Origin of the sequence: Granulicella mallensis (genome assembly GCF_014203225.1) — a bacterium.
GTDB classification, from domain to species: domain Bacteria; phylum Acidobacteriota; class Terriglobia; order Terriglobales; family Acidobacteriaceae; genus Granulicella; species Granulicella mallensis_A.
The window spans coordinates 291,740-316,340 of sequence record NZ_JACHIO010000004.1 but is presented as its reverse complement, the minus strand read 5'-3'; the positions used below and the strand labels follow the sequence as shown (position 1 = coordinate 316,340).

The 24,601-nt window shown below is 59.4% G+C and carries 20 protein-coding genes; 17 read left to right on the top strand and 3 right to left on the bottom strand.

From position 1 onward, the window contains the following. Window positions 1–64 precede the first annotated feature (64 nt). The 16 genes from rfbA to HDF15_RS05960 all read left to right on the top strand — a co-directional run bounded on the left by rfbA (window position 65) and on the right by HDF15_RS05960 (window position 15,645). Window positions 65–940 (top strand): glucose-1-phosphate thymidylyltransferase RfbA, encoded by an 876-nt coding sequence (rfbA, locus tag HDF15_RS06035; RefSeq protein ID WP_184253715.1) that lies wholly within the window; start codon window positions 65–67, stop codon window positions 938–940. After that, window positions 940–1,452, top strand: a complete 513-nt coding sequence (locus HDF15_RS06030) for a VOC family protein (protein ID WP_184253713.1) — start codon at window positions 940–942, stop codon at window positions 1,450–1,452. Before rfbA ends, HDF15_RS06030 begins: the two co-directional genes overlap by 1 nt. 5 nt (window positions 1,453–1,457) lie before the next feature. Then, window positions 1,458–2,093, top strand: a complete 636-nt coding sequence (locus HDF15_RS06025; protein ID WP_311733046.1) for a hypothetical protein — start codon at window positions 1,458–1,460, stop codon at window positions 2,091–2,093. A gap of 51 nt (window positions 2,094–2,144) precedes the next feature. Next, window positions 2,145–3,410, top strand: a complete 1,266-nt coding sequence (locus HDF15_RS06020) for a group 1 glycosyl transferase (RefSeq protein WP_184253709.1) — start codon at window positions 2,145–2,147, stop codon at window positions 3,408–3,410. Between the two features lie 3 nt (window positions 3,411–3,413). Beyond that, a complete protein-coding gene (locus tag HDF15_RS06015) occupies window positions 3,414–4,502 on the top strand; it encodes a glycosyltransferase family 9 protein (protein ID WP_184253707.1) in 1,089 nt (362 codons plus the stop codon). Then, the gene (locus HDF15_RS06010) at window positions 4,499–5,059 is read left to right on the top strand and encodes a D-glycero-beta-D-manno-heptose 1,7-bisphosphate 7-phosphatase (protein WP_184253706.1); all 561 of its coding nucleotides are present in this window, start codon (window positions 4,499–4,501) and stop codon (window positions 5,057–5,059) included. The genes HDF15_RS06015 and HDF15_RS06010 overlap by 4 nt, the downstream gene beginning before the upstream one ends. 429 nt (window positions 5,060–5,488) lie before the next feature. Further along, entirely contained in the window at window positions 5,489–6,232 is a 744-nt protein-coding gene (locus HDF15_RS06005; RefSeq protein ID WP_184253705.1) for a sugar transferase, read from the top strand. Between the two features lie 56 nt (window positions 6,233–6,288). Then, window positions 6,289–7,425, top strand: coding sequence for a glycosyltransferase family 9 protein (locus HDF15_RS06000; protein ID WP_184253703.1), 1,137 nt, complete (start codon window positions 6,289–6,291; stop codon window positions 7,423–7,425). Next, a complete protein-coding gene (locus HDF15_RS05995) occupies window positions 7,425–7,754 on the top strand; it encodes a DciA family protein (protein WP_184253702.1) in 330 nt (109 codons plus the stop codon). Before HDF15_RS06000 ends, HDF15_RS05995 begins: the two co-directional genes overlap by 1 nt. Window positions 7,755–7,757: 3 nt before the next feature. Then, window positions 7,758–8,099, top strand: a complete 342-nt coding sequence (gene gatC / locus HDF15_RS05990; RefSeq protein WP_184253701.1) for an Asp-tRNA(Asn)/Glu-tRNA(Gln) amidotransferase subunit GatC — start codon at window positions 7,758–7,760, stop codon at window positions 8,097–8,099. Between the two features lie 89 nt (window positions 8,100–8,188). Then, entirely contained in the window at window positions 8,189–9,643 is a 1,455-nt protein-coding gene (gene gatA, locus HDF15_RS05985) for an Asp-tRNA(Asn)/Glu-tRNA(Gln) amidotransferase subunit GatA (RefSeq protein WP_184253700.1), read from the top strand. Window position 9,644: 1 nt separating this feature from the next. Further along, complete coding sequence (locus HDF15_RS05980; protein WP_184253699.1) at window positions 9,645–11,774, top strand: TonB-dependent receptor domain-containing protein; 2,130 nt, start codon at window positions 9,645–9,647, stop codon at window positions 11,772–11,774. A 368-nt stretch (window positions 11,775–12,142) separates the two neighbouring features. Then, complete coding sequence (locus HDF15_RS05975; protein ID WP_184253698.1) at window positions 12,143–12,427, top strand: hypothetical protein; 285 nt, start codon at window positions 12,143–12,145, stop codon at window positions 12,425–12,427. 117 nt (window positions 12,428–12,544) lie between these two features. Next, entirely contained in the window at window positions 12,545–14,218 is a 1,674-nt protein-coding gene (locus HDF15_RS05970; protein ID WP_184253697.1) for a glycoside hydrolase family 28 protein, read from the top strand. A gap of 484 nt (window positions 14,219–14,702) precedes the next feature. Beyond that, window positions 14,703–15,326, top strand: a complete 624-nt coding sequence (gene rpsD / locus HDF15_RS05965; protein ID WP_184253696.1) for a 30S ribosomal protein S4 — start codon at window positions 14,703–14,705, stop codon at window positions 15,324–15,326. A 73-nt stretch (window positions 15,327–15,399) separates the two neighbouring features. Beyond that, the gene (locus tag HDF15_RS05960; RefSeq protein ID WP_184253695.1) at window positions 15,400–15,645 is read left to right on the top strand and encodes a hypothetical protein; all 246 of its coding nucleotides are present in this window, start codon (window positions 15,400–15,402) and stop codon (window positions 15,643–15,645) included. A 152-nt stretch (window positions 15,646–15,797) separates the two neighbouring features. Here the strand turns inward: HDF15_RS05960 and HDF15_RS05955 are convergent, their stop codons facing one another. Next, window positions 15,798–17,036 carry a glycoside hydrolase family 5 protein gene (locus HDF15_RS05955; RefSeq protein ID WP_184253693.1) on the bottom strand — a complete coding sequence of 413 codons (1,239 nt, stop codon included), beginning with the start codon at window positions 17,034–17,036 and terminating at the stop codon, window positions 15,798–15,800. Window positions 17,037–17,859: 823 nt separating this feature from the next. Between HDF15_RS05955 and HDF15_RS05950 the strand changes: the two genes are divergently transcribed. Beyond that, window positions 17,860–20,466 (top strand): AMP-binding protein, encoded by a 2,607-nt coding sequence (locus tag HDF15_RS05950; protein ID WP_184253691.1) that lies wholly within the window; start codon window positions 17,860–17,862, stop codon window positions 20,464–20,466. 11 nt (window positions 20,467–20,477) lie between these two features. Here HDF15_RS05950 and HDF15_RS05945 read toward each other — a convergent pair whose 3' ends face one another. Both HDF15_RS05945 and HDF15_RS05940 read right to left on the bottom strand, forming a co-directional pair. After that, a complete protein-coding gene (locus HDF15_RS05945; protein WP_184253689.1) occupies window positions 20,478–22,472 on the bottom strand; it encodes a glycosyltransferase family 39 protein in 1,995 nt (664 codons plus the stop codon). An 18-nt stretch (window positions 22,473–22,490) separates the two neighbouring features. Next, on the bottom strand, window positions 22,491–24,500 hold the full coding sequence (locus HDF15_RS05940) for a family 20 glycosylhydrolase (RefSeq protein WP_260330865.1): 2,010 nt from the start codon (window positions 24,498–24,500) through the stop codon (window positions 22,491–22,493). Window positions 24,501–24,601 lie beyond the last annotated feature (101 nt).

The following is a 24,601-nucleotide window of genomic DNA, read 5'->3' as shown; positions in this document are numbered from 1 at the left end:
GGTACAGCATCACTGTGCCATCCGCGCGTCTAACGGGGGAGTATTCTGCAGTGGAGGCAGATGGATGAAGGGAATTATTCTCGCCGGCGGGTCCGGTACGCGACTCTACCCGGTGACACAGGCCATCAGTAAGCAACTGCTTCCTGTCTATGACAAGCCAATGATCTACTACCCCCTCTCAGTGCTACTGCTGGCGGGGATTCGCGACATTCTCATTATCTCTACCCCTGAGGACACACCACGCTTCGAGCAGTTGTTGGGCACAGGGGAGCAGTGGGGGATTCACCTGCAATATGCCGTGCAGCCCTCGCCTGACGGCCTGGCGCAGGCGTTTCTGATCGGCAAAGAGTTTCTTGCCGGCGAAGGCTGCTGCCTGGTCCTGGGAGATAACCTCTTCTACGGCCACGACTTTGCACGGAGCCTGCGCAAGGCCGCTGCACAGGCCTCCGGTGCGACTGTATTCGCCTATGCGGTGGGCGATCCTGAACGCTATGGCGTCGTGGAGTTCGATAAGGATGGCACGGCGATCTCTCTGGAAGAAAAGCCCCTGAAGCCGAAGTCGCGTTATGCGGTTACGGGAATCTACTTCTACGATGCGCAGGTGGTCAGCGTAGCGGAGTCGCTGCAGCCCTCGCCTCGTGGCGAGCTTGAGATTACCGATGTAAACCTGTGGTATCTCCGCAACGGGCAGCTTCGTACCGAGCTTCTTGGACGCGGCATGGCATGGCTCGATACGGGGACACACAACTCGTTGCTGGATGCCGCCAACTTTATCCAGACCATCGAACGTCGCCAGGGCCTCAAAATTGCATGTCCTGAGGAGATTGCTTACCGGCTCGGATACATTACCGCTGCGGAGCTTGAAGCGCTGGCGGCGAAGCTGGGCAAGAGTACCTATGCCACCTACCTACAGCGTATCCTCGCGGAGACGGTTTACTGATGACTCTGTCGACCTCCATCGCCGAGACCCCTTTGCAGGCTGCAGAGGGGGAACAGCCTGTCGTGAACGGCAGTGCGCTCGAACTCGATCACCTCGGTCTCATCGTGCAGGACATCGCAGTGGGTCGTAACTTTCTGCAGCAGACACTGGGCATTACTCGCTGGACGCCGGTCGTTGACGATCCTGGTCTCTGTGTCTCGGTGCAGTTTGGCACGGCCTCCGGGGGGCAACTGATCTACGAGCTCATTGCCCCGCTGGGAGAGGGCACGCCGATTGCCAATGCACTGCGCACGGGCAAACACATTCTGAATCACCTGGCCTATCTGACTCCCGATCTTGAAGCCTCGGCGGCGCATCTGCGCGAGCAGGGCTGTTATCCGGCCGGCGAGCCGCAGCCGGCGCTGGCTTATGAAGGCCGAAGGGTCCAGTTCTGGATGTCTCCTCTGCGCTTTGTGATTGAGCTCATTGAAAAGCCCGGTCATCGCCACAGATTCGAGGAGCCCTCTCTTTGAGCCGCGTGTTTGAGCTTGCGCGTGAGGACGGCTGGGCGCAGCTTCTTCCGCGTCTGGCGCGGGCTGCCGCCCATCGTTTCCGCGACAGCTTTACCGCGCGCAAGTTGCGGGCTCCGGGGTTTCGCAATGGACGCCATCCGCATCTGTCCGGTCTTTCGCATATGCGCATCGGCCGTAACTTCAGTGCGGGGGACAGTCTCTGGCTGGAGGCTGTGGTGGAGTATGCGGGGGAGCGGCTTTCACCGGTGCTGACTCTCGGTGACGAGGTGAGCTTTTCGGACAACGTTCACATTACCTGCATCAACAGCATCACGATAGGCTCTGGAACACTGATTGGCAGCCGTGTGATCGTCACGGACCATTCGCATGGAGTCTACAGGGGCGAAGGGCAGTCTGGGCCGGATACCGTACCGTCAAAGCGCAGGCTGCATTCGACTGGAGTGGTGTTGATCGGGCGCAATGTCTGGATCGGCGATGGGGTAGCCGTGCTTGCCGGGGCAACGATCGGCGATGGGGCAATTATCGGTGCGAATTCAGTGGTAACCGGCATGGTTCCTGCAGGGACGGTGGTTGTCGGAACGCCAGCGCGGCCTGTTCGGCGATGGAATGAGACGAGCCGTGCGTGGGAACCGATAGCGTAGGTTGTGAACGAGGGCACGCTTCATAGAGGCTGCGCTTGATAGACTGACCGCATGATGCTGCCGTCTCGTGCCGCCTGCACGATTGTCTCTCCGAATTATCTTGCCTATGCGCGAACGCTAGCAGCGTCGTACCTCGCGCAGCATCCGGGCCAGCGTTTTTTCGTGCTGATCGTCGCGAACCTCCACGATCCTTCACCCTTCCAGGGCGATGCCTTTACCCCGGTCATGCTTCACGAGATCGGTCTGCGGGATGTCCACGCCGAGGCCATGAAGTATGGCATTCTCGAGTTGAATACGAACGTCAAACCGACGTTTATGAAGCACCTGATCGAGCGCTATGAGCTGGACGCGCTGGCTTACATCGACCCGGATATCTTCTGCTATACCGCCCTCGACCCGGTCTTCGATGCGCTCGCCAACGGAGCGTCCGCAGTGCTGACGCCGCATATTACGACGCCGGTCTTCGACGGGCGCTCGCCCAGCGAGCAGGACCTGCTGTTCAACGGTTCGTACAACCTGGGCTTCATCGCCGTGCGCCGTTGCGAGGAGAGCTGGAACCTGCTGACGTGGTGGGAAGAGCGTTGCCTGGAGCTTGGATACAGCGAGGGCCGAACAGGTCTGTTCGTCGACCAGAAGTGGATGAACCTCGCTCCCAGCCTGTTCGGCGGCGTCTGCATCCTGCGCGATTCCGGTTGCAACATGGCCTACTGGAATCTGCATGAACGCACGCTGGCCGAAACCCCCGAGGGATATCACGTCACCAGTTCCGTCAGCGGACGCGTGCTTCTGCGCTTCTATCACTTCAGCGGCATTGTGGTGAGCGACCCCGAGGTGCTGTCGAAGCATACCGACCGCTTTACGCTGGCCTCGCGCCCCGATCTGCATCGGCTTTTTGCCGACTACAAGGCCGCGGTGATCGCCAATAAAAACGGTGCGGCGGAGTCGCTTCCCTATGGCTTCGACTCCTTCTCGGATGGGACGACGGTCACGCTGCTGGCGCGGCGCATGTATGCGAAGCACCAGGCACGCTTTCCTGCGGAGAATCCCTTTGACGCGAAGTCGAAGTTCGCAGGGTTTGCGAGAGAGCAGAAGCTGGTGCAGGGCACTGTCGCTCAGGCGAAGTCGACGTGGAAAGAGTTCAATCCGCACGATCGCCGCGTTGAAGCTGTACACAAACTGCTGAAGGTTGCCTTGCGCGTGCTCGGCCCGCATAAGTATGAGCTGTTCATGCGCTATCTCGCGTACATCACGGTGCTGCGCAACCAGTCGGTCTTTTTGCGCGATCCGCAATGGCCGGCCGATGAGACGGGGAAGTAGCCGATGCCGCGCCTTCTGATCGTCAAGCTCGGCGCGATTGGCGATGTCGTCATGGCGATTCCGGGTGCGTATGCCATGCACCGGGAGGGCTATGCCGTCGATTGGGTCTGCAACACGGTGGTCGCTCCCATTCTGCAGCTTTACCCATGGATCCATGTGATTCCCGTTGATGAAAAGGCGCTGCTGCACAGCGGCAAAGTCAGCGGGCTCCGGGTTATGATGGCGGTATGGCGCCTGCTTGCGGGGCGCAAGTATGACGTTTGCGCGACGTTGTATTACGACGCTCGCTACAACCTGCTGACGCTGCCGGTGCGCGCGCCGCGCAAGGTGATGCTCTCCAGGACCGAGCGTGCCACTCAACTTCTTCCAGGACGCCATCACACGGACGAGTACGCCCGCATTCTGCTGGGCCGCAAAGATGGGGAGACACCAAGTCAACTGGCTCCGATCGTTGTTTCCGGCCCGGCGCAGAACGTCCTCCCGCCGAAGGGAGACAAGCCTCGGATCGCGCTTGTTCCTGGGGGAGCGCGCAACATGATGCGCGATGACGCCCTGCGTCGCTGGCCGCTTGAGAGCTATGTCGAACTCGCGAAGCTTCTGTTGGCGAGGGGGTACGAGGTTGTTCTCTGCGGTGGCATGGATGATCGCTGGGTGTCGGATGCTTTCACCTCTCTTGACGTGACCAACCGCATTGCGACGATGTCTCTGGTGCAGCAGATCGGGGCCTTCAACGAGATCGATGTCACCGTTACGCACGACACGGGACCGCTGCATCTTGCGGGCATTACGAGCACAGCGGTGGTCGCGATCTTCGGTCCCACCGACCCGCGCGGACGCCTTCCGCAGCGTAGCAACTGTGTCGCACTGTGGGGTGGAGAAGGCTTTGCCTGCCGGCCCTGCTATGACGGCCGCGACTATGCTCCCTGCGAGCACAACGGTTGTGTCCGCCAGATCACGCCCGCGATGGCGCTCGGAGAGGTCGAGACGCTGCTCGTTGCCAGGCGCGAAGGCCGTGAGTTGCTGCCGCGCGTTCGTACTCCCAAACACACGCCTGTGCCGGCGCTGGTCCAACTTGGAGGAGCACGCCCATGACCTCACCCGCCAAAGTGCGTGCCCTGTTTCTCGACCGCGATGGGGTCGTGAACCATGAGGTTGGCTACCTGTATCGTCCTGAGGATGTTCGTTGGGTTGAGGGCATCGTCCCGCTCTGCCGCACGGCGCAGTCGCTGGGTTACAAGTTGATTGTGGTGACGAACCAGTCGGGCATCGCGCGCGGCTACTATACGCCGCAACAGTTCGAGGACCTGATGACGTGGATGCGCTCAGAGCTTGCTCGCGATGGCATTACGCTCAACGCTGTGTATCACTGCCCCTATCACCCGGTCCACGGTGTCGGGGAATACAAGCGCGAGCATGAAGACCGTAAACCCGGCGCCGGAATGTTGAGGCGCGCAGCCAGTGAAGAGTGGATCGATCTTTCGCAGTCGGTCCTGGTTGGCGATCGTTGCTCGGACATCGCGGCGGCAAATGCCGCGGGGCTGAAACAGGCGTTCCTGCTGCGCGGAACGGAGAGCGTACCCTGTGAGGGACTGCATCGGGTGGTGGAGTCACTCGCTGAGGTAGAGCAATGGCTGGTGGGTCAATCGTAGCCGCACTAATGTTCAAGCGCTTTTAATCTTCAGGCAGCCGTACTCTTTAAACGGTCATTCATGGGCTCCGTACAGCCCTCTCTTACCAACCCGCATCCTATCCCAAAGAAGCGGCCCGTAGAGGTTGCCTGCAACCTTATTTGCTGTAGCCTCGTATTGAATACAAAAGCTACAGATTGTGGATGGATGTACGCATTTTGCTTGGCTTTATGGCCAGTTGATGTCAAAGTGCAACCATTTACACAAAGCGCAGTCCAATGGATAAGCCTTTTCGGGCGATTATCGTCATGGGCGTGGGCGATAGATTTGCAGAGCCGTACCAACAGAGCTTCAACACGAGAGCGACATAAAGATCGCAGCCGCCGTTGAAAGATTTGGTCTGAAGTTCGGCGATAGAGCCGGACAGGGCCCCGGGAGAAGAAGAAGCGTATGGCGTTAGAGATGTACTCCTACAAATCCGAAACCGCCGCCATGAATGGCCGGGTATTCTCATTCCCGGACATCAGCTCCGGCACGACCGGCAGGGTCTCTCGGTTCGAGCAAGGGCCACAGGGCACCTTCCGCTATAGCGTGCTCAAGCGTGGGTTGGACATCTTTCTGGTGCTGCTTTTCTCGCCTATTCTGCTGCTGATCGTCGGTATCGTTGCCAGCATCGTCCGGTTTACCTCGCCAGGACCGATCTTCTTCTCGCATCGCCGTATCCGCGCCCAGGGCGGCTTCTTCTCCATGTGGAAGTTCCGCACAATGTGCGTCGACTCGGCAGAGGTGTTGGAAGCCTATCTTCAGGAGAATCCTGACGCCCGCGAGGAGTGGCTCAAGGCCCGCAAGCTCCAGAACGATCCTCGCGTCACCCAGATCGGTAATTTTCTGCGCCGCACCAGCCTGGACGAGATTCCACAGTTGTGGAACGTTTTCACCGGAAGCATGAGTCTGGTGGGACCTCGTCCCATCGTTGCAGCCGAGGTCGAAAAATACGGCAAGCACTTTGTCGACTACTGCCTCGTCAAGCCCGGCATTACAGGGCTGTGGCAGGTATCCGGACGCAGCAGCACAACCTATCAGCAGCGGCTTCAACTCGACAGCCGTTACGTTCACGATTGGACCTTCTTAGGAGATATCAAGATTCTCTTCAAGACGTTCTCCACGGTCCTGAAGCAGGACGGCGCTTATTAGAAGCGGGTTCACCGCAAGAGTGAACCCCTCTCCGCATCACCCACTAGAATCAAGCTATGCAGCGTGGCAACCAGCGAAATCGCCAACTCGACCTCTGGGTCGGCACACCGCTGCTGAATCTCCTGGCCAGCTTTCGCCGCCGTCGCACGCAGCGGCCTGCCAATCCTCAGCGTATCGGCGTGATCTGCTCGCCTGCCCTGGGCGATACGCTGCTGTTTTCCGGCCCTCTGCAGGATCTTCGGGCCGCCCTGCCGGAGGCGCACGTCGTGCATCTTTGCATGCAGCAGAACTTAGCTGCCGCCGAGATCATTCCGGGAGCCGACAAGCGCGTCCTCATCGATCTCACCAAGCCGCCTGAGACGATTCGCCGCATTCGCGCGCAGCGGTTCGACGTGCTGCTGGACTTTACGAGCTGGCAGCGCCTGACGGCGTTCTACACGATGCTCTCGGGAGCGCAGTTTACCGTCGGCTTCCACTCGCCGGGCCAATATCGCAGCCGTGGATATGACCGCGTCGTCAGCCACACAGCCGACCGTCATGAGGTCGACAATCTGCGAGCTTTGTTAGCGGGGAGCGGTGTCGTCCCGCCGGTAATCCATCCGCATGCGCCTGCTGTCGTGATTTCTGAAAATGGTCCTGCGCCACTGGCGGAGGAGCGCGACCTTGTTGTATTTCATCCCTGGGCTTCGGGCCAGAACTCCGTGCTGCGCGAGTGGCCGGAGGACCGCTGGGTTGAGCTGGCCCGGCGTCTGGTGCGGCCGGAGACTTTGTTTGTTATAACCGGAGCACCTTCTGACAAACCGCGTATGACGCCGCTTCTTGAGCGTTTGGAGGCTGCTGGTCTGCGCGCTGTGCCGTTTGTCAGCCCCGATGGTTTTCTTTCGCTGACGCGTCTGCTGCGCCGCTCCCGGCTGGTTGCGAGTGTGAATACCGGAGTCATGCATCTGGCCGCGATCGCGGGTGCGCCGACGGTATCGCTGAACGGGCCGACGGCCGAACATCGCTGGGGAGCACGAGGCCGCTGCTGCGCCAACGTTCAGCCCGCCGATGGAAGCGGTGGCTATCTGCACCTGGGCTTCGAGTTCAAGGGGCAGCCTACGGACGTCATCGAGCGCATTACGGTGGATCAGGTAGCCGAGGCCTGCGAAGCCCTTACAGCCCGTTGCGGTGGTGTCACAGTGGGGGCTCGCTGATGCAGAACATGCGCGATATCCTGCGTGGATCGCTGGGCCGCAGCCTGCGGGAACTGCCGGATGAAGACCGTCTCGCCGCGGCGTGGCCTGTGGCCTGTGGCGCTGCGCTGGCCGGCCACGGCGAGGTCCTGCATCTCGACGCGGAGCGCGTTCTGCATGTGCGGGTGGCGGGCTCCGAATGGATGAAGCAGTTCCTGCACATGCGCTCGGCGCTGGCCAACGACCTGGGTCGCATCGCCGCAGTGCGCTTCAACGGGATACACTTCGAAGAGAGGGGAAGTGTGCGGCCATGGCCTCGCACGGTACCCCCAAAGTCCCCGAAGGAGTAAACGATGAGCCAGGCAGCGACCCCCGAGGTTGCAGGAGTAACACTGGACGAAGTGCGGCACGTCGCCGACCTTGCCAATCTCGAACTCACCGCCGAGGAGCTTCCGCGCATGGCGCGCGATCTGAACGCGATCCTTGGACACATTGCGGAGTTGAACGAGCTCGATACCCACGACGTTCCGCCGATGGCGCAGGTCGCCGAGATGCTCGGCGCTCTCCCGGCGATGAGCGGTGAATCGTTGCGGCCCGATGTCGTGAAGCCTTCGATCGACCGCGCGCTCGTCATGGCTGAGGCTCCCGAGACCGATGGTCGCTTCTTCAAGGTCCCGAAGGTCATTGAGCGCTAAGAGCAACCGCAGACTAGACAGGTTCCAACGCATCAACAGGTTCTAAAGCGTCAATAGGTTTTAAAGCATCAAGGAGAGCCACGCACAACATGGCTGAAACACTGCAACTCGAAACCCTTTCGCTCTCCGCGGCCCGTACGGCTGTCGTCGAGGGCCGCGTCTCCGCCGCATCGCTGGCCGCCGAGCACTATGAGCGTATCGCCACCGTCGATCCAGAGATCAACAGCTATCTCGCGCTGAGCCGCGAACGGGCGATGGCCCAGGCCGAACGTGTAGACGCTGCGGCAAAGGCCGGAACGACTCTCGGCCCGCTGGCCGGTGTTCCCATCGGCATCAAGGATGTGTTGACGATGCGCGGCGCTCCGGCGACCGCCGGGTCGCTCATCCTGAAGGGCTATCATCCCCCCTATGACGCTACCTGCGTTGCGAAGCTTGAAGCGGCGGGAGCCGTGCTGCTCGGCAAGCTGAACTGCGACGAGTTCGCGATGGGCTCGTCGAACGAGAACTCGGCTTACGGGCCGGTTCACAATCCACGCGCTCTCGATCGTGTTCCTGGCGGATCGTCCGGAGGCTCGGCGGCGGCGGTTGCCGCAGGCTTGTGCGTGGCGTCGCTGGGGACGGATACGGGCGGCTCCATTCGTCAGCCCGCTGCCTTCTGCGGTGTCGTGGGCGTGCTGCCGACGTATGGCCGCGTCTCGCGCTACGGTCTTATCGCCTTTGCCTCCTCGCTCGATCGCGTCGGCCCCTTCACGCGCTCGGTTGCGGACGCTGCGACGATGCTTGATGTGCTGGCGGGCCCCGATCCGCTGGATGCTACGTCCTCTCTCCAGCCTGTCGCGAACTATTCCGCCGAGGCTGCCAAGCCGGTCGCGGGGCTGCGCATCGGCGTTCCCGTGGAGTACTTTGGCGAGGGCCTTGATCGGGAGATTCGCGCCGCCATTGAAAAGGCGCTTGACGATCTGCGCGCCGCCGGTTGCAGCATCCACAAGGTCTCCCTGCCGCATACGCGCTATGCCGTGCCGACCTACTATGTGATCGCGACGGCGGAGGCCAGCTCCAATCTCTCTCGCTTCGACGGCGTTCGCTATGGGCTGCGCGCGGAGGATGCCAATACGCTTGCCGCGATGTTCCGCAAGTCGCGCGATGAGGGCTTCGGCGCCGAGGTCAAGCGGCGCATCCTGCTCGGCACCTATGCGCTCTCGGCGGGCTACTACGATGCCTACTATCGCAAGGCGCAGCAGGTACGCACGCTGTTGACGCGCGACTTCCTCAGCGCCTTCACGCAGGTCGATGCCATCGTCTGCCCGGTGACGCCGACCCCCGCGTTCAAGCTCGGCGAGAAGACTGACGACCCGATCCAGATGTATCTCGAAGACATCTACTCGGTGGCGGCATCGTTGGCGGGGATCTGCGGTATGAGTGTGCCGTGTGGGACGACACAGGCTGGCCTGCCGATCGGTGTGCAGATCCTTGGCCGCCACTTCGATGAGGGAACCATGCTGCGCGTCGGCGCTGCCGTGGAAGCGGCGCAGTCGGGACGTTAGAGTGGACGAAATCGTTCGCGAGGTGAGTTTCGTCAAGGGCACGGGTTCCTCTGTGCCCTTAACGAAACGCCCTCCACGCACGTTCTTCCTGGCTGCTGCGTTTGTTGTCGCTGCTCTGCACGCAGGAGCCCAGCAATCGACCACGCCTCAGACGATACCTCCGGTCACACAGTCGATCACGGTCACCGCCGATCGCGGACTTGAGGATATCAACGATTCCGCCACCAGCACGGCACTGCTCTCACAGCAGCAGCTTGAGCAGGCGCCAGGTCTCGCGCTCGATGACAGTCTGCATTCGGTGGCAGGCTTCCAACTCTTTCGGCGCACAAGTTCGTGGACCGCGAATCCCACTTCGCAGGGACTCAGCCTGAGAGGACTCGGAAGCACGGGCGCGAGCCGCACTCTGGTCATCAGCGATCAGACTCCGCTCACCGATCCCTTCGGCGGCTGGGTGCATTGGAACGAGATTCCGACGCTAGCTATCCAGCAGGTGCAGCTGCTGCGGGGAGGCTCCGCGGATCTGTATGGCTCAAGCGCCATCGGTGGGGTCATCGATGTGGTGCCCGTGGAGCCGCCCCCGGGGCACGTCTTCAACTTCTCAGCAGATGCTTCGGGCGCGACTGAGAACACCGGGGTAGGAGACGCGTTGCTTACCAGTGCGACGCACTTCCTCGACACGCTGGCGGCCTTCAGCATGGTCGATAATGGCGGCTACATCACGACGGCTCCTGCGCTGCGCGGCTCCGTCGATATCCCTACGAATGTCATCAGCGAGAGTGGCCGTCTGGAACTGCGAACTCCTGCTGAACTACATGGTGTCAGCGCCTTTCTGCGCGGGAACGTGATGAACGAAGCGCGCATCAATGGAACTCCCCAGCAAACCAATGCCGCTCGCCTGTGGCGCTACGTCGGCGGTGCCGACTCCGATTCCACGCTGGGGCACGGGGTGCTGCGCCTGTACGGCTCACGCGAGGGCTATCGCCAGGGGTTCTCCTCCGTTGCTGCCGATCGCAACTCTGAAAAGCTCACCAAGCTGCAACGGGTTCCTACCGACGAGTTCGGCTTTGCCCTGCAGGGCTCGCGAGCGTTGCCGCGTGCAGTGACAGCGGCGCTGGGGCTCGACCTGCGCGACATTCGTGGAACCGACGACGAAACCGGCGTAGTGAACTCCCTGCCTACGACGACCACCAGCACCAGCGCTCGCCAGCGTGAGACGGGCGGCTATGTGGATGCTGTCTGGCAGCCTCGGAACTGGTCGCTCTCCGGCTCGGTACGCGTCGACTCGTTCCGGACTTTCGATGCGCAACAGCGGGTCTCAAATTCTCCGGTGACCACACCCCTGCCGGAGATCGACGAATTGGTCGCGAGCCCGCGCCTCGGGCTGGTGCGGCAACTACCGCACGGCATCGCGTTGACGGCGACGGCCTTCCGCGCGTTTCGTGGGCCGACGCTGAACGAGCTCTATCGCACCAGCCAGGTCGGCCAGCAGACGACTCTGGCGAACTCGTCACTGCTTGCCGAGCGCGCTACCGGTTTTGAGTTCGGCGGTAATCTCACGCTGGGACATCTCGGGACCTTGCGCTCCACATACTTCTGGACTGAGGTCAATCGGCCGATCTCGGCGGTTCAACTGAGCCAGACCGCAACGACGCAGACCCTGCAGCGCCAGAACCTCGGCCAGATTCGCAGCCGTGGCCTGATGCTTGAAGCGCAGTCCGAACACTGGCATGGCTTTGACGCGACCTTCGGTTATCAGCTCGCTGTCGCGACGGTGACCGCCTTCAATTCGAACAGCCCTGAGCAGAACAATCTCACCGGCAAATGGATTCCGGAGGTCCCACGCGAATCCGTCACAGCGACTGCGAATTATGCCGCGCCTCACGTGGCTAACTTCCACCTCATCGCCAGCTATACCGGGCAGGAGTTCGACGATGCGGAGAACCAGTTCCTGCTGCACCCCGAGGCTCGTTTCGATCTCTCGGCAGACCGCTCGCTTTCGCATGGTCTATCGATCTTTGCGGGTGCGCAGAACCTTTTGAATCGCAGTATTGATGCGGGTCGCACACCGATCCTGACGTTGGCTGCTCCACGATTGGTGCAGGCTGGATTGCGGTATAACTTCAGTCGCTGATCAACGATTCATCCGTAGGTCACGAATCTTATCAAGGCGATGATGAAGGGCCAACGGCCCGGTCTCATACCAGGAAAGATGGTGGGAGATTTTTGAGGGCTGAAAGCCCGACTCATCTGTGGTCTAACCGATGAGTCAGGCTTTCAGCCCTCGGAAGTTATGGGTCTGCTCACCTGGGGCTTCACCCCAGGCTGGTATGAGACCGGGCCGTTGGCCCTGCATCGTTGCCGCCATCATCTTTCGTTGCCCATGGCTCGTTTCCTGTTTCGCCCAACCCAGCCACTCCGAAAAGTTGCGCGCAACCCGGCACACAGACCTGCGTTTATCTAAATGCACGGCGCTTGTAAACGCAGTACAGGAGGCAGGTTATGAAGTTATCCAACGTTACCTCGAAGCTCACGTCCATGAAGTCAAGCGTAGTCAAAGTCCTTGCCGCAACAGCTCTGGCGGGTGCGGTTCTCGTCGCGGCAGCTCCTGCTGCCCAGGCCCAGCGTGTCGTCGTTGGCGTGCGGTTCGGTGGCCCTCGCTATGTTGTTGCGCCGCCTGCCTATGGATACCCTGCCTACGTAGGCCCTCGCTACTACGGCTGGCATGGCCATGAGGACTTCTACCGCGGACGCTATGGCTATCGCCACGACTACCGCCGCTACTAAGTACAGGCAACATCGACGTTCGCGAGGCCGCTCCCCTGGGGGCGGCCTCGCTGTTGTAAAGGGTTTGGTAGCCTGTCTGACAGATTGTGTGCCGAATGCGGTACCATTCTCTGCATCATGGATCGTCGCGATTTACTCAAGCTCTCGCCGCTCGCCCTCGCCTCCACCATCGGCCATATCGCTTTGGCCGAATCGCCCGCACCTGCTGCTGCAGAGGCGGTCTTCAACGTTCGCACCTATGGCGCGACGGGCGACGGTAAGACCGTCGACACCCCGGCGATCAACAAAGCCATTGAAGCCGTGGCCGCGGCCGGCGGAGGCACGCTGCTCTTTCCGGCAGGGACGTACATGTGCTTCACGATCCATCTGCGCAGCAGGGTCGACCTGTACCTCTCTCGCGGCTGCACCATCCTCGCCGCCGACTCTCCCAAGCCCGGTGAGACCACCGGTTATAACGGCGGCACCTACGATGCCGCCGAGCCCAACAAGCCCTGGGAGGAGTTCCAGGACTACGGCCATAACCATTGGCGCAACTCGCTCTTCTACGGCGAGAACCTCGACAACTTCTCCATCCTGGGTCCAGGGTTGATCCATGGCTCCGGTCTATCCTGCGGCACGCGTTCACGTCAGGCCCAGCTCGACCAGAACTCGCCGCGTGGACGTGGCCTTCTCTTCGACGCGGAACAGGCCGGTGTCGGCAACAAGGCCATCGCGCTCAAGAACTGCCACAACGTTCTCCTGCGCGACTTCTCGGTACTGAAGGGCGGCCACTTTGCCCTGCTCGCTACGGGTGTTGATAACCTCACGCTCGACAATCTGCTGATCGACACGGATCGCGATGGCTTCGACATCGACTGCTGCAGGAATGTGCGTGTCACGAACTGCACGGTCAACTCGCCATGGGACGATGCGATCTGCCCGAAGTCCAGCTACGCGCTCGGCTATGCCCGCTCCACGGACAACGTGACCATCGCGAACTGCTTTGTCAGCGGGACGTACGAGCTTGGCTCTGTTGTGGCCGGTACGTGGAAGAAGTTTGCGGCGGAGATGAAAGTTTCACGCAACGGCCGCATCAAGTGCGGCACGGAGTCCAACGGCGGCTTTCGCAATATCACCATTTCGAACTGCGTCTGCGAAGGTTCCAAGGGTCTTTCGTTAGAGACTTCCGACGGTGCGCTGCTCGAAGACATTGCGATCTCGAATATCACGCTACGCGATACGGTCGATGCGCCGCTCTTCCTTCGCCTCAACCGCCGCAATCGCGGTCCGAAGGACACGATGCGTCCCGGCACGCTGCGCCGGGTGGCTATATCCAATATCGTCTCGCATAACTCGCTGGCGTCCACGGCGTCGATCTTCTCCGGGATTCCCGAAAATCTTATCGAAGATGTGAAGCTCTCCAACTGCTTCTTCGGTCACAAGGGGCTGCCCACCGACGCGCTCACGGGTTGGGGCGATACCTCCAAGCCCATGCCTGACTGGCATAACCTGCAGGTTCCCGAGATCGAAGACGCTTATCCTGAGCTGCTGCGCTTCGGACCTACGCCGTCGAATGGCTTCTTCATCCGCCATCTCAAAAATCTCGAGATGTCGCATGTCGAGGTCGCTCCTCAGAACCCCGATCCGCGCCCGGCTTTCTGGCTGGAGGACGTGCATCGCGCAGACTTCTTTGCGGTCACTGCGCCGGGTGCTGCGAACTTTAACTTGCGCAAGGTTACTGACCTGCGCATTCTCTGGAGCCGCGCGGCGAAGGATACGACCCTTGCGAACGTGGAGAGCCAGACACTCTAAAGATTCTTACCTTTGCCTTTGGGCTGGCGATCCTAAACGGTCGTCAGCCCTTTGTTTTTGCTCTTGCTTTTCTGGTTGTCATTCCGAGCGCAGCGAGCGAACCTGCTGTCTCCCGCTCTTTGCTCGTACCACTCAGAAAACATGTGAGTAGGGCGGTTTGAACGATCGCATAAAGTTTGTGCTGGCACTACCAAAAAACGGGAGGAAGCAGGTTCGCTCGCTGCGCTCGGAATGACAACCAGAAAAGCAAAGACAAGAGCTCCATACCCTTTGCCCTGCATTCCTCCCCATTCAATCCCAGAAATCGCACCTCACTGAAAGAGGGTTGGTCTTGATATAGGACTGAAATAGTCTGCATTCAAGAACGAGTTGCCGTGGAGTCTTTTGGCGAAGCGCCACGGCAACTTCGGAGATCGATGATGAAGGCTGGACGTGACTCTCTTCGGGATGGTCCCGCAGCCTGCATCCACAAGGAGACGGTTGCATGCGTGGACGAAAGAAGTTCAAACTCCAGCGTTCGCTGGGGATCGAGTTGCCAGGTCTGGGAAAGCCCGGCGCGCTCGCCAAGAGGAACTATCCGCCCGGCCAGCACGGCAGGGTACAGAGACCAACCATCACCCAGTTTGGGTTGCAGCTTCGTGAGAAGCAGAAGCTGCTCTTTCACTATGGGCTGCGCGAGGAGCAGTTGCGGCGCTTTGTGCGCAAGGCGCGGAGCCTTAGCGCCTCCAACTGGATCGAAAGCCTGATCGGGTTGCTGGAGCGCAGACTCGACAACGTTGTCTTTCGGCTTGGGTTTGGCCGCAGCATCGCCGCGGCCCGGCAGTTGGTATCGCATGGACACATCCTTGTGAATGGCCGTCGCCAGACGATCGGCTCCATGGTGCTTCGTCCTGGTGAGGTCGTCTGGCTCTCGGAGAAGGCAGCGCAACTGGAGGCGATTCAGTCTTCGCTTGAGTCGCCTCGCCTGCCTTTGCCCAGCTATCTGCAGCTTCAAAACCCCGGTACTCCAAGCAAGGGAATTGTTCTGTTTATTCCGAACTCCAGCCACATTCCATTTGAGTTCAACAAAAAACAGGTTGCTGAGTATTACGCAAAACGCGGCGTGTGACGCGCGCTCTGCCGAAGTCTTCGAATTGCGCTCGCATCGAATCACCCGTTCCAAGCCGTTCAAGGAGAAAGTTATGGATGAAATCAACGTAATACTGGCGAAATACCCTGGGTTGGGCCATGTCCAGCTCTGTGAATGCAACTCCATCCACCTGAGCATCGGTCCCGTCACGGTTACGCTCTCGCCGGAGGCCTTTGTAGAAACAGCGATTCTCATTCGCAATGCGATGGAGCAGCTAAGAGAGATCGTCGGGGCTCGGGAGTCGGGAGAAAATCCCTTACGGCCTGGCGAGAATCATCACAATCAGTTCATCCACTGAAGCTCTCGAATAAACGATAAAGTCTTGCCGGTCACGAGAGAGTGATGATCAGCAAGCCCTCGGAAGAAAACGTTGTAAGTGAATACTTCAACGATCTACTCCTGGCCTCCATAGGTCAGAAGTAGATCGTTGGATGTGAAACTACCGAATGATTAGTTGAAGCCAAGCGAACTATTAAACGCAAAGCTGTTGGTGGTCGTCCACTGTTGCCAGTCGGAGATAATGTCTGCCTCTGAACTAGTGGAGATATTGGGGGTAGTGGCCCAGAAGGTGGGATTGTAAAGCCCCCAGCCATTGGGATTGAGACCGCTGGTGGCCTTATAGGCCCAGAAGGTCCAGCTTTCTCCGCCATTGTTATAGTCGCTTACCGAACCCTGCCAGGTGGACGCGCTATATTGGAAGTCGTTCCATTCGCCGATATAGCCTGGGATGTTGTAACTGGAGTGATTATTGAAATCATTGACCTGGTTGACTGATCCCTGCGCGACTACAGCCTGAGAAGCGTTCCACTGATACTCGTGCATCTCGTAGACGACATTGGTCCATCCTTCCGTGGAAGGGTTGGGCAGCATGCTCCAATCCCAGTTGCCCCAGGTTCCTTCGATGATGATGATGTGCGAAGGATCGATGGAGCGGACGGAGTTGTATAAGCTGGCGTTGGCACTGATTACGGCGCTATTGCTGGGTGCGCCGGTAGGCTCATTGATCAGATCATAGCCCGCGACCGTTGGATTTCCTTTGTAGTGGTTGGCAATCTGCCACCACATAAAAGCGGTATTGCCCTGGTCGTTGCCGTTGGTCCAATATTGGTTCTGATTTTGCTGGCCGGTATCGTCTGAGGTGCTCTGTCCGCCTACTACTCCATGCATGTCGATGATCACATAGATACCTTGCGCTGCGGCCTGGTTGACCACCCAGTCAAGCTCGGTGAAGGCATCGGATCTCCAACTGGAGTTGGAGACGTTCGCGATGGGATAGAAGTTGCCCCACCAGACCGGCACGCGCACGGCATTGAACCCAGCCGCTTTAATATTGGCGAAATCGGCGGCGGTGATCCAGGACTGCTGGTAGTCCCGGATTAGTGCCTGCTCTTCGGCAACGCCGAAGCGGTTGTCGAGTTCGGAGATGATGCTGTAGGTGTCAGGAAGGCCACCACTGTCGGCGGGGCACATCCAGGGTTCCATCACCATGAACCCACCCAGGTTGACGCCCTTCAGTTGAACGATATTTCCGTTCGCATTCACGATTGAGCGGCCACTGGTGTGCAGCATGCTGAGCTGCGCCAGTGCGGAGTGAGAACAGGCAAGGATGACGAAAAGACAGGCCGCAAAGCGAAGGGCGATGCGGACTAGTAGGCGAGATGCACGGTGTGCTGCTGTAACTCTATTCATCTGAGTAACCTCTTCTGCACAGCAGGATGAGCGAATATAGCTCTGTTTCGCGCTGTATGGACTGGACGATCCGGTTGTGCCGTTGTGGGCCGTTGAAGAGTAGGAGTCTTCAACGGCCCGGTATTTTTGTGATGCTCCTGAGGAGCGAACATCACGCCGGCAACGCTATGGAGCAGGTGGGTTGTGCCGTTAGAACTGCTCGAAGATATTGGGATGTGCGTTGTTGGGGCCAGGAGATAGAGCGATTTTTCGACGCGGCTTCATAGAGCCCGATTCGAAAGCCTTCGGGGCCTGATATTTGTTCGGACTGGAACGGAAATCATCCTCCCGATGGTGCGGGATTATGGATCGGCTACCAACACTTCGGTTGTTATCGGAAAGTGTGTGGTCTGCATCTTTACTGTTATTTCAGGGCGGGGTCAAGATCCCCAAGTAAAGCCAGAGAAGATTCAGTGCTGCAGAGTCTCGTAGAGCGAAACGATCTCCAGTTTTTTCGTTGCAAGTATTTGCACTCTGTGGCTGGTAAGCGGAAACACTAACAGTCAGTAATTCTTGTGTCAATACAATTTTGTAAGACTAACGTTTGTCTATTGCGAATTGTTCGTGATTCCACCTTTTTATGGTTTTATTAATAAGTTGTAATACCGGCCTGTGGCGCATGACTGGCAGATTTTTGTAGGTAGGTACAGAAATAAAAACTTGGACTCACCGGGCAGTCATCTGTGGGTGACGGCAGGTTATCCGTTCGCAGAGTGGGGGATGCCGATGGGCAGTTGTGGAGGATTACACACGGTGCCGTTCTGCGGGTCGCTATCATGAAGACATGCGCCCGAACCTGGCCAGTCTCGTTGAAGACTTTCGCCGGCACGCTGCGGAGACCGCGGTCGTGCGGCATCGCGGCAACCGGCGCTACGCGACGACGTATGGCGAACTGGCAAGATTAGCCGGTTGTTTCGCAGCGGAGTTGGAACGCCGTCAGATCGTTGCCGGTGAGCGTGTCGTGCTATGGGGCGAAAATTCTGCGGAGTGGATCGGAGCCTTCTTTGGCTGCCTGCTGCGCGGGGTCATCGTGGTGCCGCTGGATGCAGCGGGGTCAGTTGAGTTCGCCCAACGTGTGGTGGCGGATGTTACTCCACGCTTGATCGTGGGTGACTCCGGCCTGCTGCAATCTCTGGGCATGGATTTGCCGCAGCTACCGCTCTCAGGCCTCGTGGCACAACTGCCTTCAGAGCCCCTGTTTACAGTGAGCGAAGCTGTTACGGCCCAGGCACCGTTTCAGATCATCTTTACCTCCGGCACGACATCGGAGCCTAAGGGTATCGTTCATACGCATCGCAATGTGTTGGCGAGCCTGCAGCCGATCGAAGATGAGATTGCGAAGTATCGAAGATATGAGCGCTGGGTGCACCCCCTGCGCTTCCTGCATAGTCTTCCGCTGAACCATGTCTTTGGGGAGTTCATGGGGTTGTGGGTGCCTGCGCTGCTGGCGGCGGAGGTGCATTTCGTCGAGCAATTTGATGCGGCGCGCATGACTGCGCTTATCCAGCGGGAACGCATCTCCGTGCTGGTGGCGGTGCCTCGGGTGTTGCAGCTGCTGCGAGCGCATCTACTCGGGCGCTTTGCCCGGTTAGCCATAGAGTTGAAGCAGGCCAAAGGATTATCAGTCTGGAAGCGCTGGTGGCGATTCCGTCAGGTGCATAGCGCCCTGGGGTGGAAGTTCTGGGCGGCGATCTCCGGTGGCGCGTCTCTGCCGCAGGAGCTGGAGAGCTTCTGGCGCGATCTGGGCTTTGCTCTCATCCAGGGCTATGGCATGACGGAGACGACGGCTCTGGTCACGCTGAATCATCCCTTCCACATGAATCGAGGGACGATCGGCAAAGCTCTTCCGGGGCGTGAGGTGCGTCTCAGCGAAGAGGGAGAGATCCTGGTGCGCGGTGACATGCTGGCCACGGCCACCTGGCAGAACGGAGCGATGCGTCTTCGCGATGGAGAGTGGCTGGCGACGGGAGATCTGGCTGTACAGGAGGCCTCCGGCGGGTTGAGATTTACGGGCCGAAAGGGCGACGTGATTGTCACCAGCGCGGGCTTGAATGTGCATCCCGCCGACCTGGAAGAGGCGATGACGAAGCAGCCCGGAGTCTATGGTTGTGTCGTCGTGCCATGCCAGACAGCGGTGGGCATGGAGCCGGTTGCCGTGGCACTTTTCCGGGGCAACGAACAGGAGCTGCAGGCTGCCGCCAGCCAGGCAAATCACGGACTGGCCGACTATCAGCAGATTCGACGAGTGCTCAAGTGGCCGGAGCCGCAGTTCCCCTACACTTCAACAGGGAAGTTGCTGCGGAGGAAGGTGGCGCAGTGGGCCTGCGCAACGATTGCGGGTAGTCAACACGGAGATGCTTCGGCTGCAACAGGGCAAGATGTGCTGCTGAATCTGATCGCGGCTGTAACCGGCGAGCATCCTCCTGCCAGCTCCGACGATCTGCGGTTATCGGAAGACCTGCATCTGGATAGCCTCGGGCGTGTGCAGTTGCAATCGACGCTTGAGCGGGAGCTCGGTGTGGAGTTGGCCGACGATGCGATTGCCGCAGTGCAAACCCTGGGCGAGTTGCGCTCGATGGTGGAGGGAAGCATTGCTGCGGAACCACAGTTACAAATCGGTTCTGTCACGGAGGATCGTCCTGCTGCGCCGTCTACCCCTGCGACAAGTGCATCGACGTCACCGGAGGAGATGCGTGAATTCAAAGATGCGTATCCTCGATGGCCCTGGAGTTGGCCGGCGCAGGCGATGCGGGTGGCCTTTGTTGAAGGGGTGATGCGACCGCTGGTGTGGTTACTGGTCGCGCCGCGTGTAGAGAGCGTGGCTACTGAATTGCCGCCAACGCCTGTATTGGTGATTGCCAATCATGTGACCTCCTACGATGCGGCGTTGGTGCTGTACGCACTATCGGGCCGCCTGCGCCGCCGGATGGCGATTGCCATGTCGGGCGAGATGCTGCTGGACTTTCGTCACGCGCGAAATCAACGGAGTGCCTTACGCAATCTGTTGGCGCCGGTGGGATACCTGCTGGTCACGGCATTGTTCAATGTCTTTCCGCTGCCTCGCCTGCGAGGGTTTCGGAGAAGTTTTGTGCATGCGGGCGAGGCGATGGATCGGGACTATTCGGTGCTGATCTTTCCGGAGGGAACCCGGAGTAAGGATGGAAGGCTGCAACCTTTTCGCCCGGGGATTGGGTTGCTGGCCCAGGATTCGCGCGTGCCGATTGTGCCGGTAGCCTTGATCGGTTTGCATGAGCTCCGGGCCAGGAAGGCGGGATGGTTCCGTTCAGGGCGCTTGGTGGTCCGTGTAGGGCTTGCCCTCTCCGTCGAGGGATTAGCCCCGGCGGAACTGACGGCAAAATTGGAAGCGAGCTTTCGGCAGCTTCAAGAATAGGAATTGCGCCGTTACTGCGCGGCTCGCCTGATCTTCTTCTGCAGGTTGGGAATGTAGCTCTCTTGAGCATCCTGTTCGAGTCCCTGGGCAGCCACGATTGCTGCTTGCCAGGCGCTCACCGCTTCGGGCTTCTTGCCAAGCTCGGAGGCTGCGTCTCCTAATGCCGTCTGCGCGAAGAGATTTGTGGGCTGAATGGCTACTGCTTGGTGAGCAAGTGCGAAGGCCTCCTCGGGATGGTGATGCCTGAGGAGAGTGTGGCTCTGCTGGGCTCGGCTCATGGCTGCGGCAGAGGACATATCGAACGTTCCGCGATAGACGTAGACCGCCTCGTCGATGGACTCGTCAGGCCGCCGGGATTGGAAGCTTTGATAGGGATTGAGTTTGCCGCTGGGCCACTCGCAGCCGCTAAGGTCTCCGGCGCTGATCAGTACGGTTCCGTTGATCGTTGGAGGCATAATCTCCGAGCCTCCAAGCCAGGCAGTATCGATGGTGGGTAGTGCATGGCAGTGGATGCCGTAGGTTGCCGGATCAATCTCCGGTAGCGCGAAGTAGGCGAACCAGCAGTCTTCTGAAGGATGACGGTCCTGCCATTGCTTGACCTGCAGGAGCTGTTGCGCCCAGTCGACGTTTGCATCACTCAGGAGGTTGTGAAGGTTCTTCGGTCCTCCCACAGCCTCGTTGGCGTAGGCCATCTGGTTAGGGAAGACTGTCAGTGAAGAGACGATGTGCGCTGCGATGAGCAGCGTGCAGACCACGGCCCAGCCTCGATTGATACGGGCGAGAGTGACAGCGCCAGCCGCGGCGAAGATCGTCAGCAGCACGTACATCGGCAGAAGATGCCGTGCTCCGATGTTCATGCCGGCAGCGATGGCGATAGCGAGATAGACCAGCGCGGGAACCAGAATATAGGTCAACTCACGGCGCTTTTTCAGCTTGCCGGTAAGTGTGGCGAATGTTGTGAGAGCCAGCAATACGAGAAGCCCAAGCGTCGTCTTGATGAGGATGACGGCGGGAAAGTACCACCACTGACCGTTCGCGTAGACTTTTCCGAAGATAAACGTGGGATAGAACTCTGCCATGCGCTTCACATCGACGAGACCTATCAGGTAGGACTCGGGCAGGAGATGAAGGCGCGCGATGGTGAGGACCGCGGCGGCCTGAAAGTGGCTGAGCGGCGCGGTGTAGTTGCGCAGCGACGTGCTGAGCTGCAAGCCCGCCGGGCGAGCCGCATAGCGGAAGCCATAAAAGCTCCACAGCACGACGACGCTGACGATCGTGATGGCAGCCAAGGCCCCCGCCAGCCTTAGTGCTGTGCGGGCGCGTTCGGGCTTCGGCGCGATGAGAATCTCCCATGCGATGAGCAGCAGAAGCATGGGCGCGATGAGGATGCCCGAATGCTTGGTTGCGAGCAGCAGGCCGACAGTGATCCCGGTAAGCCCCAGGCGAACGAGAGTGGGGCGAGTGATGTAGCGATAGAAGGTGAAGATCGAAGCGAGGAAGAAGAGCGAGACTCCGACATCCGTAGTGACGAGCGCGGAGTGCGCGAGGATGTTGGGATCGAATACGGCGAGAAGGAGTGCTACGAGGCCTGCGGTATCTCCAAACCATTCGCGTGCTGCAAGGAAAACAGTGAGGGCGAGGAGGAGTGCGAGCAGCTCCGCGCTGACTCGCATGCGGAAGACGAGCCGCTGGCTCGCTCCGTCATTGCGAGCCAGCCAGTCGCGGCCGCTGAGGTAGGCCTCGGTTTTGAAATCGCGGCCTTGCTGCGGTGGAATCCAAAGGGGCTCGTGCAGTATGGGAAGAGTGGCGAGGAGCTTTACGAGCGGCGGGTGCTCAGGATTAAGCCCGTAGTCACCCGCCTTCCACATCATGTAACCGGCGAACATGTGGTTGCCTTCGTCGAAGGTAAGCGATTCGCGATGGACGATGTAGAGCGCCTGTACGGCCTGAAGAATAAGCAGTGCGATGACTGCAGGCCAAAGCCACTTCCGTTGCCGAGAGATCATGCCACCATCCTGAGGGGATTATTGGGCTTTGGCTGCGCTTACCAGCACCTCCACGCCTGGGACGATCCTGTTTAGCAGGATAGCCTGTGGTTTTTCAAGCTCTTTAAGCTCAGCCAGCTGTTTCTTTTGCATTTCGGCGCTAACGGGCGCGTTATTTTGCAGGGCATCGAGAGCGAGTAAGCCGATGGTGGCGGCCTGCGAGAGGTTGTGAGACAACGGTGCTAACTCAGCCGTCAAGGTGGATTTCGGTAGGGAGGGCTGGAGAGTTGCATCGTTGTCGCGCCACAACGCCAGCCATTGACGCGCTTTCTGCCAGTCTTCTGGGGTGGCCTTTCCTGCGGCAATTCGCGCGGCGAGGTCATTGAACTCCCGGGCCTTGTCGCTTTCGGGGGGAACCGTGTCGACGAGTCGATTCAAGGGATAGAAGGCATCATAGGCCCGCAACTCTTCCCGAGCATAGTCCCTGGGGGGCTGCACTACACTTGCAAGGACCTGTAGCGCCTTTGGATCGCTATAACTATTCAACCTCCGCATCATCTGCTCTCTGACACCCTGATAGGGCAAACCGTAATAAGCAAATTTTTGCGAGAGCGTATCGATACGCCGGTACATGGAGTCGGCATCCTTCACACTTTGAGCGGACCAGAGCCGCTCCGCGATGGCGGCGGTTCGCGGCCAGATTTTGCCGGTTATGTTTTCAGGAGTGGCGTACTCCGTCCACATGGTCGCTTCACCACCGAGAATATTGGCTTCCTCCGCAGGGGATAACTTGGCCTTGCCGTTCTCGAGAGGATCTACCGCATAATGGTCGGCTGCCGATTGGTTTAGATCGATGTAGTAGCCTGCGGATAAAAGCCCGCGATAGCCGCGCCGTGCCGCTTCCGCCAGGGAATCCTGACCGCGCCATGATTGGATTACGACATCGTGAGGCGTATCCGGTTGCAGCACCTCGTCCCAACCGACCGTAATCTTGTGACGCTTCGTAACGAGCTGCTGCACCCTGCTGGTGAAATACGCTTGCAGGCCAGCATCGTCCTTGATGTGGTGGGCCTGCATGTACTGCTTGATGCGGGGATTGGCATCCCATTCCTTGCCGTTGCACTCATCTCCGCCGATATGGAAGTAGGCATCGGGGAAGAGGGCCGTCATCTCACCGAATAACTGATCAAGAAACTGGTAGGTGCTCTCACGGGTGGGGTCCATCGCTGGGTCGAAGATCCCCCAATGACGTTCAATTTTGTAGGGTCCGCTGCCGCTCGCCAGGTTGGGATAGCCGACAAACCATGCGGTTGCATGGCCCGGCATATCGAACTCTGGAATGACACGGATACCACGGTCGCGGGCGTATTCGAGGATGCCTCGAACCTGGTCCTGCGTATAGTACAGACCGTCCGAACCTTTCTCCTGCAGCAGGGGAAAGATCTTGCTCTCTACTCGAAAGCCCTGGTCTTCGGAGAGGTGCCAGTGAAAGACATTCATCTTCACGGCCTCCATACCATCGAGGTTCTGCCGGATGACCTCGAGCGGCATAAAGTGGCGTCCTGTATCGATCATGAGTCCGCGCCAGGGAAAGCGTGGCTTGTCGTCGATCGTTATGGCGCCAGCCGCATAACCCCCAGGGGTGCTGTGAACCAATTGCAGAAATGTCTGTAACCCATGCAGTACGCCCAGGGGAGTCGGCGCAGTGAGCTGCGCTCCTGTGGTGGTGATCTCCAGATGGTATGACTCATCTTCGCCAAGCTGTTGTACGGGAGCACTTGGCCCAGCTGTCTTGATGATGAGCTTTCCGCCTGCATCGGTCTGGGGAGGCACGCCGGAGGTCCCGATCTCCCGGGACAGAGTATCTAAGAAACGCGCGCGCGCCCGCTCAAGGCGCGGTTCCGTGTAGCCCTCCAAGACAACCTGCAGCCCATGATCGACCGGCAGGTTACCGGTTCCCTGTACTGCGGTTGCAGGCAGAGGAATGAGGGAGAGCGGTGTCTGGGCCTTCGCTGACGAGTTGCCGGCGAGCAACATGAAAGAGAACATAAAGACTGCGCAACTCGTACGTCTCATATCTGAACGGAACATGGCACCTTCTTGATTGTGGAATCGTCTGGCAAAGCTTAGAAAAGAGAATTGTATAGAGC

What these genes read in the sequence shown, in the direction of transcription:
- HDF15_RS05945 (WP_184253689.1), bottom strand. Translation starts at nt 22,472, where the DNA reads ATGATCTCTCGGCAACGGAAGTGGCTTTGGCCTGCAGTCATCGCACTG.
- HDF15_RS05970 (WP_184253697.1), top strand. Translation starts at nt 12,545, where the DNA reads ATGGATCGTCGCGATTTACTCAAGCTCTCGCCGCTCGCCCTCGCCTCC.
- HDF15_RS06010 (WP_184253706.1), top strand. Translation starts at nt 4,499, where the DNA reads ATGACCTCACCCGCCAAAGTGCGTGCCCTGTTTCTCGACCGCGATGGG.
- HDF15_RS05975 (WP_184253698.1), top strand. Translation starts at nt 12,143, where the DNA reads ATGAAGTTATCCAACGTTACCTCGAAGCTCACGTCCATGAAGTCAAGC.
- HDF15_RS06015 (WP_184253707.1), top strand. Translation starts at nt 3,414, where the DNA reads ATGCCGCGCCTTCTGATCGTCAAGCTCGGCGCGATTGGCGATGTCGTC.
- HDF15_RS06000 (WP_184253703.1), top strand. Translation starts at nt 6,289, where the DNA reads ATGCAGCGTGGCAACCAGCGAAATCGCCAACTCGACCTCTGGGTCGGC.
- gatA (WP_184253700.1), top strand. Translation starts at nt 8,189, where the DNA reads ATGGCTGAAACACTGCAACTCGAAACCCTTTCGCTCTCCGCGGCCCGT.
- rpsD (WP_184253696.1), top strand. Translation starts at nt 14,703, where the DNA reads ATGCGTGGACGAAAGAAGTTCAAACTCCAGCGTTCGCTGGGGATCGAG.
- HDF15_RS05940 (WP_260330865.1), bottom strand. Translation starts at nt 24,500, where the DNA reads ATGTTCTCTTTCATGTTGCTCGCCGGCAACTCGTCAGCGAAGGCCCAG.
- gatC (WP_184253701.1), top strand. Translation starts at nt 7,758, where the DNA reads ATGAGCCAGGCAGCGACCCCCGAGGTTGCAGGAGTAACACTGGACGAA.
- HDF15_RS06020 (WP_184253709.1), top strand. Translation starts at nt 2,145, where the DNA reads ATGATGCTGCCGTCTCGTGCCGCCTGCACGATTGTCTCTCCGAATTAT.
- HDF15_RS05955 (WP_184253693.1), bottom strand. Translation starts at nt 17,036, where the DNA reads ATGAATAGAGTTACAGCAGCACACCGTGCATCTCGCCTACTAGTCCGC.
- HDF15_RS05960 (WP_184253695.1), top strand. Translation starts at nt 15,400, where the DNA reads ATGGATGAAATCAACGTAATACTGGCGAAATACCCTGGGTTGGGCCAT.
- HDF15_RS05995 (WP_184253702.1), top strand. Translation starts at nt 7,425, where the DNA reads ATGCAGAACATGCGCGATATCCTGCGTGGATCGCTGGGCCGCAGCCTG.
- HDF15_RS06030 (WP_184253713.1), top strand. Translation starts at nt 940, where the DNA reads ATGACTCTGTCGACCTCCATCGCCGAGACCCCTTTGCAGGCTGCAGAG.
- rfbA (WP_184253715.1), top strand. Translation starts at nt 65, where the DNA reads ATGAAGGGAATTATTCTCGCCGGCGGGTCCGGTACGCGACTCTACCCG.
- HDF15_RS05950 (WP_184253691.1), top strand. Translation starts at nt 17,860, where the DNA reads ATGCGCCCGAACCTGGCCAGTCTCGTTGAAGACTTTCGCCGGCACGCT.
- HDF15_RS06005 (WP_184253705.1), top strand. Translation starts at nt 5,489, where the DNA reads ATGGCGTTAGAGATGTACTCCTACAAATCCGAAACCGCCGCCATGAAT.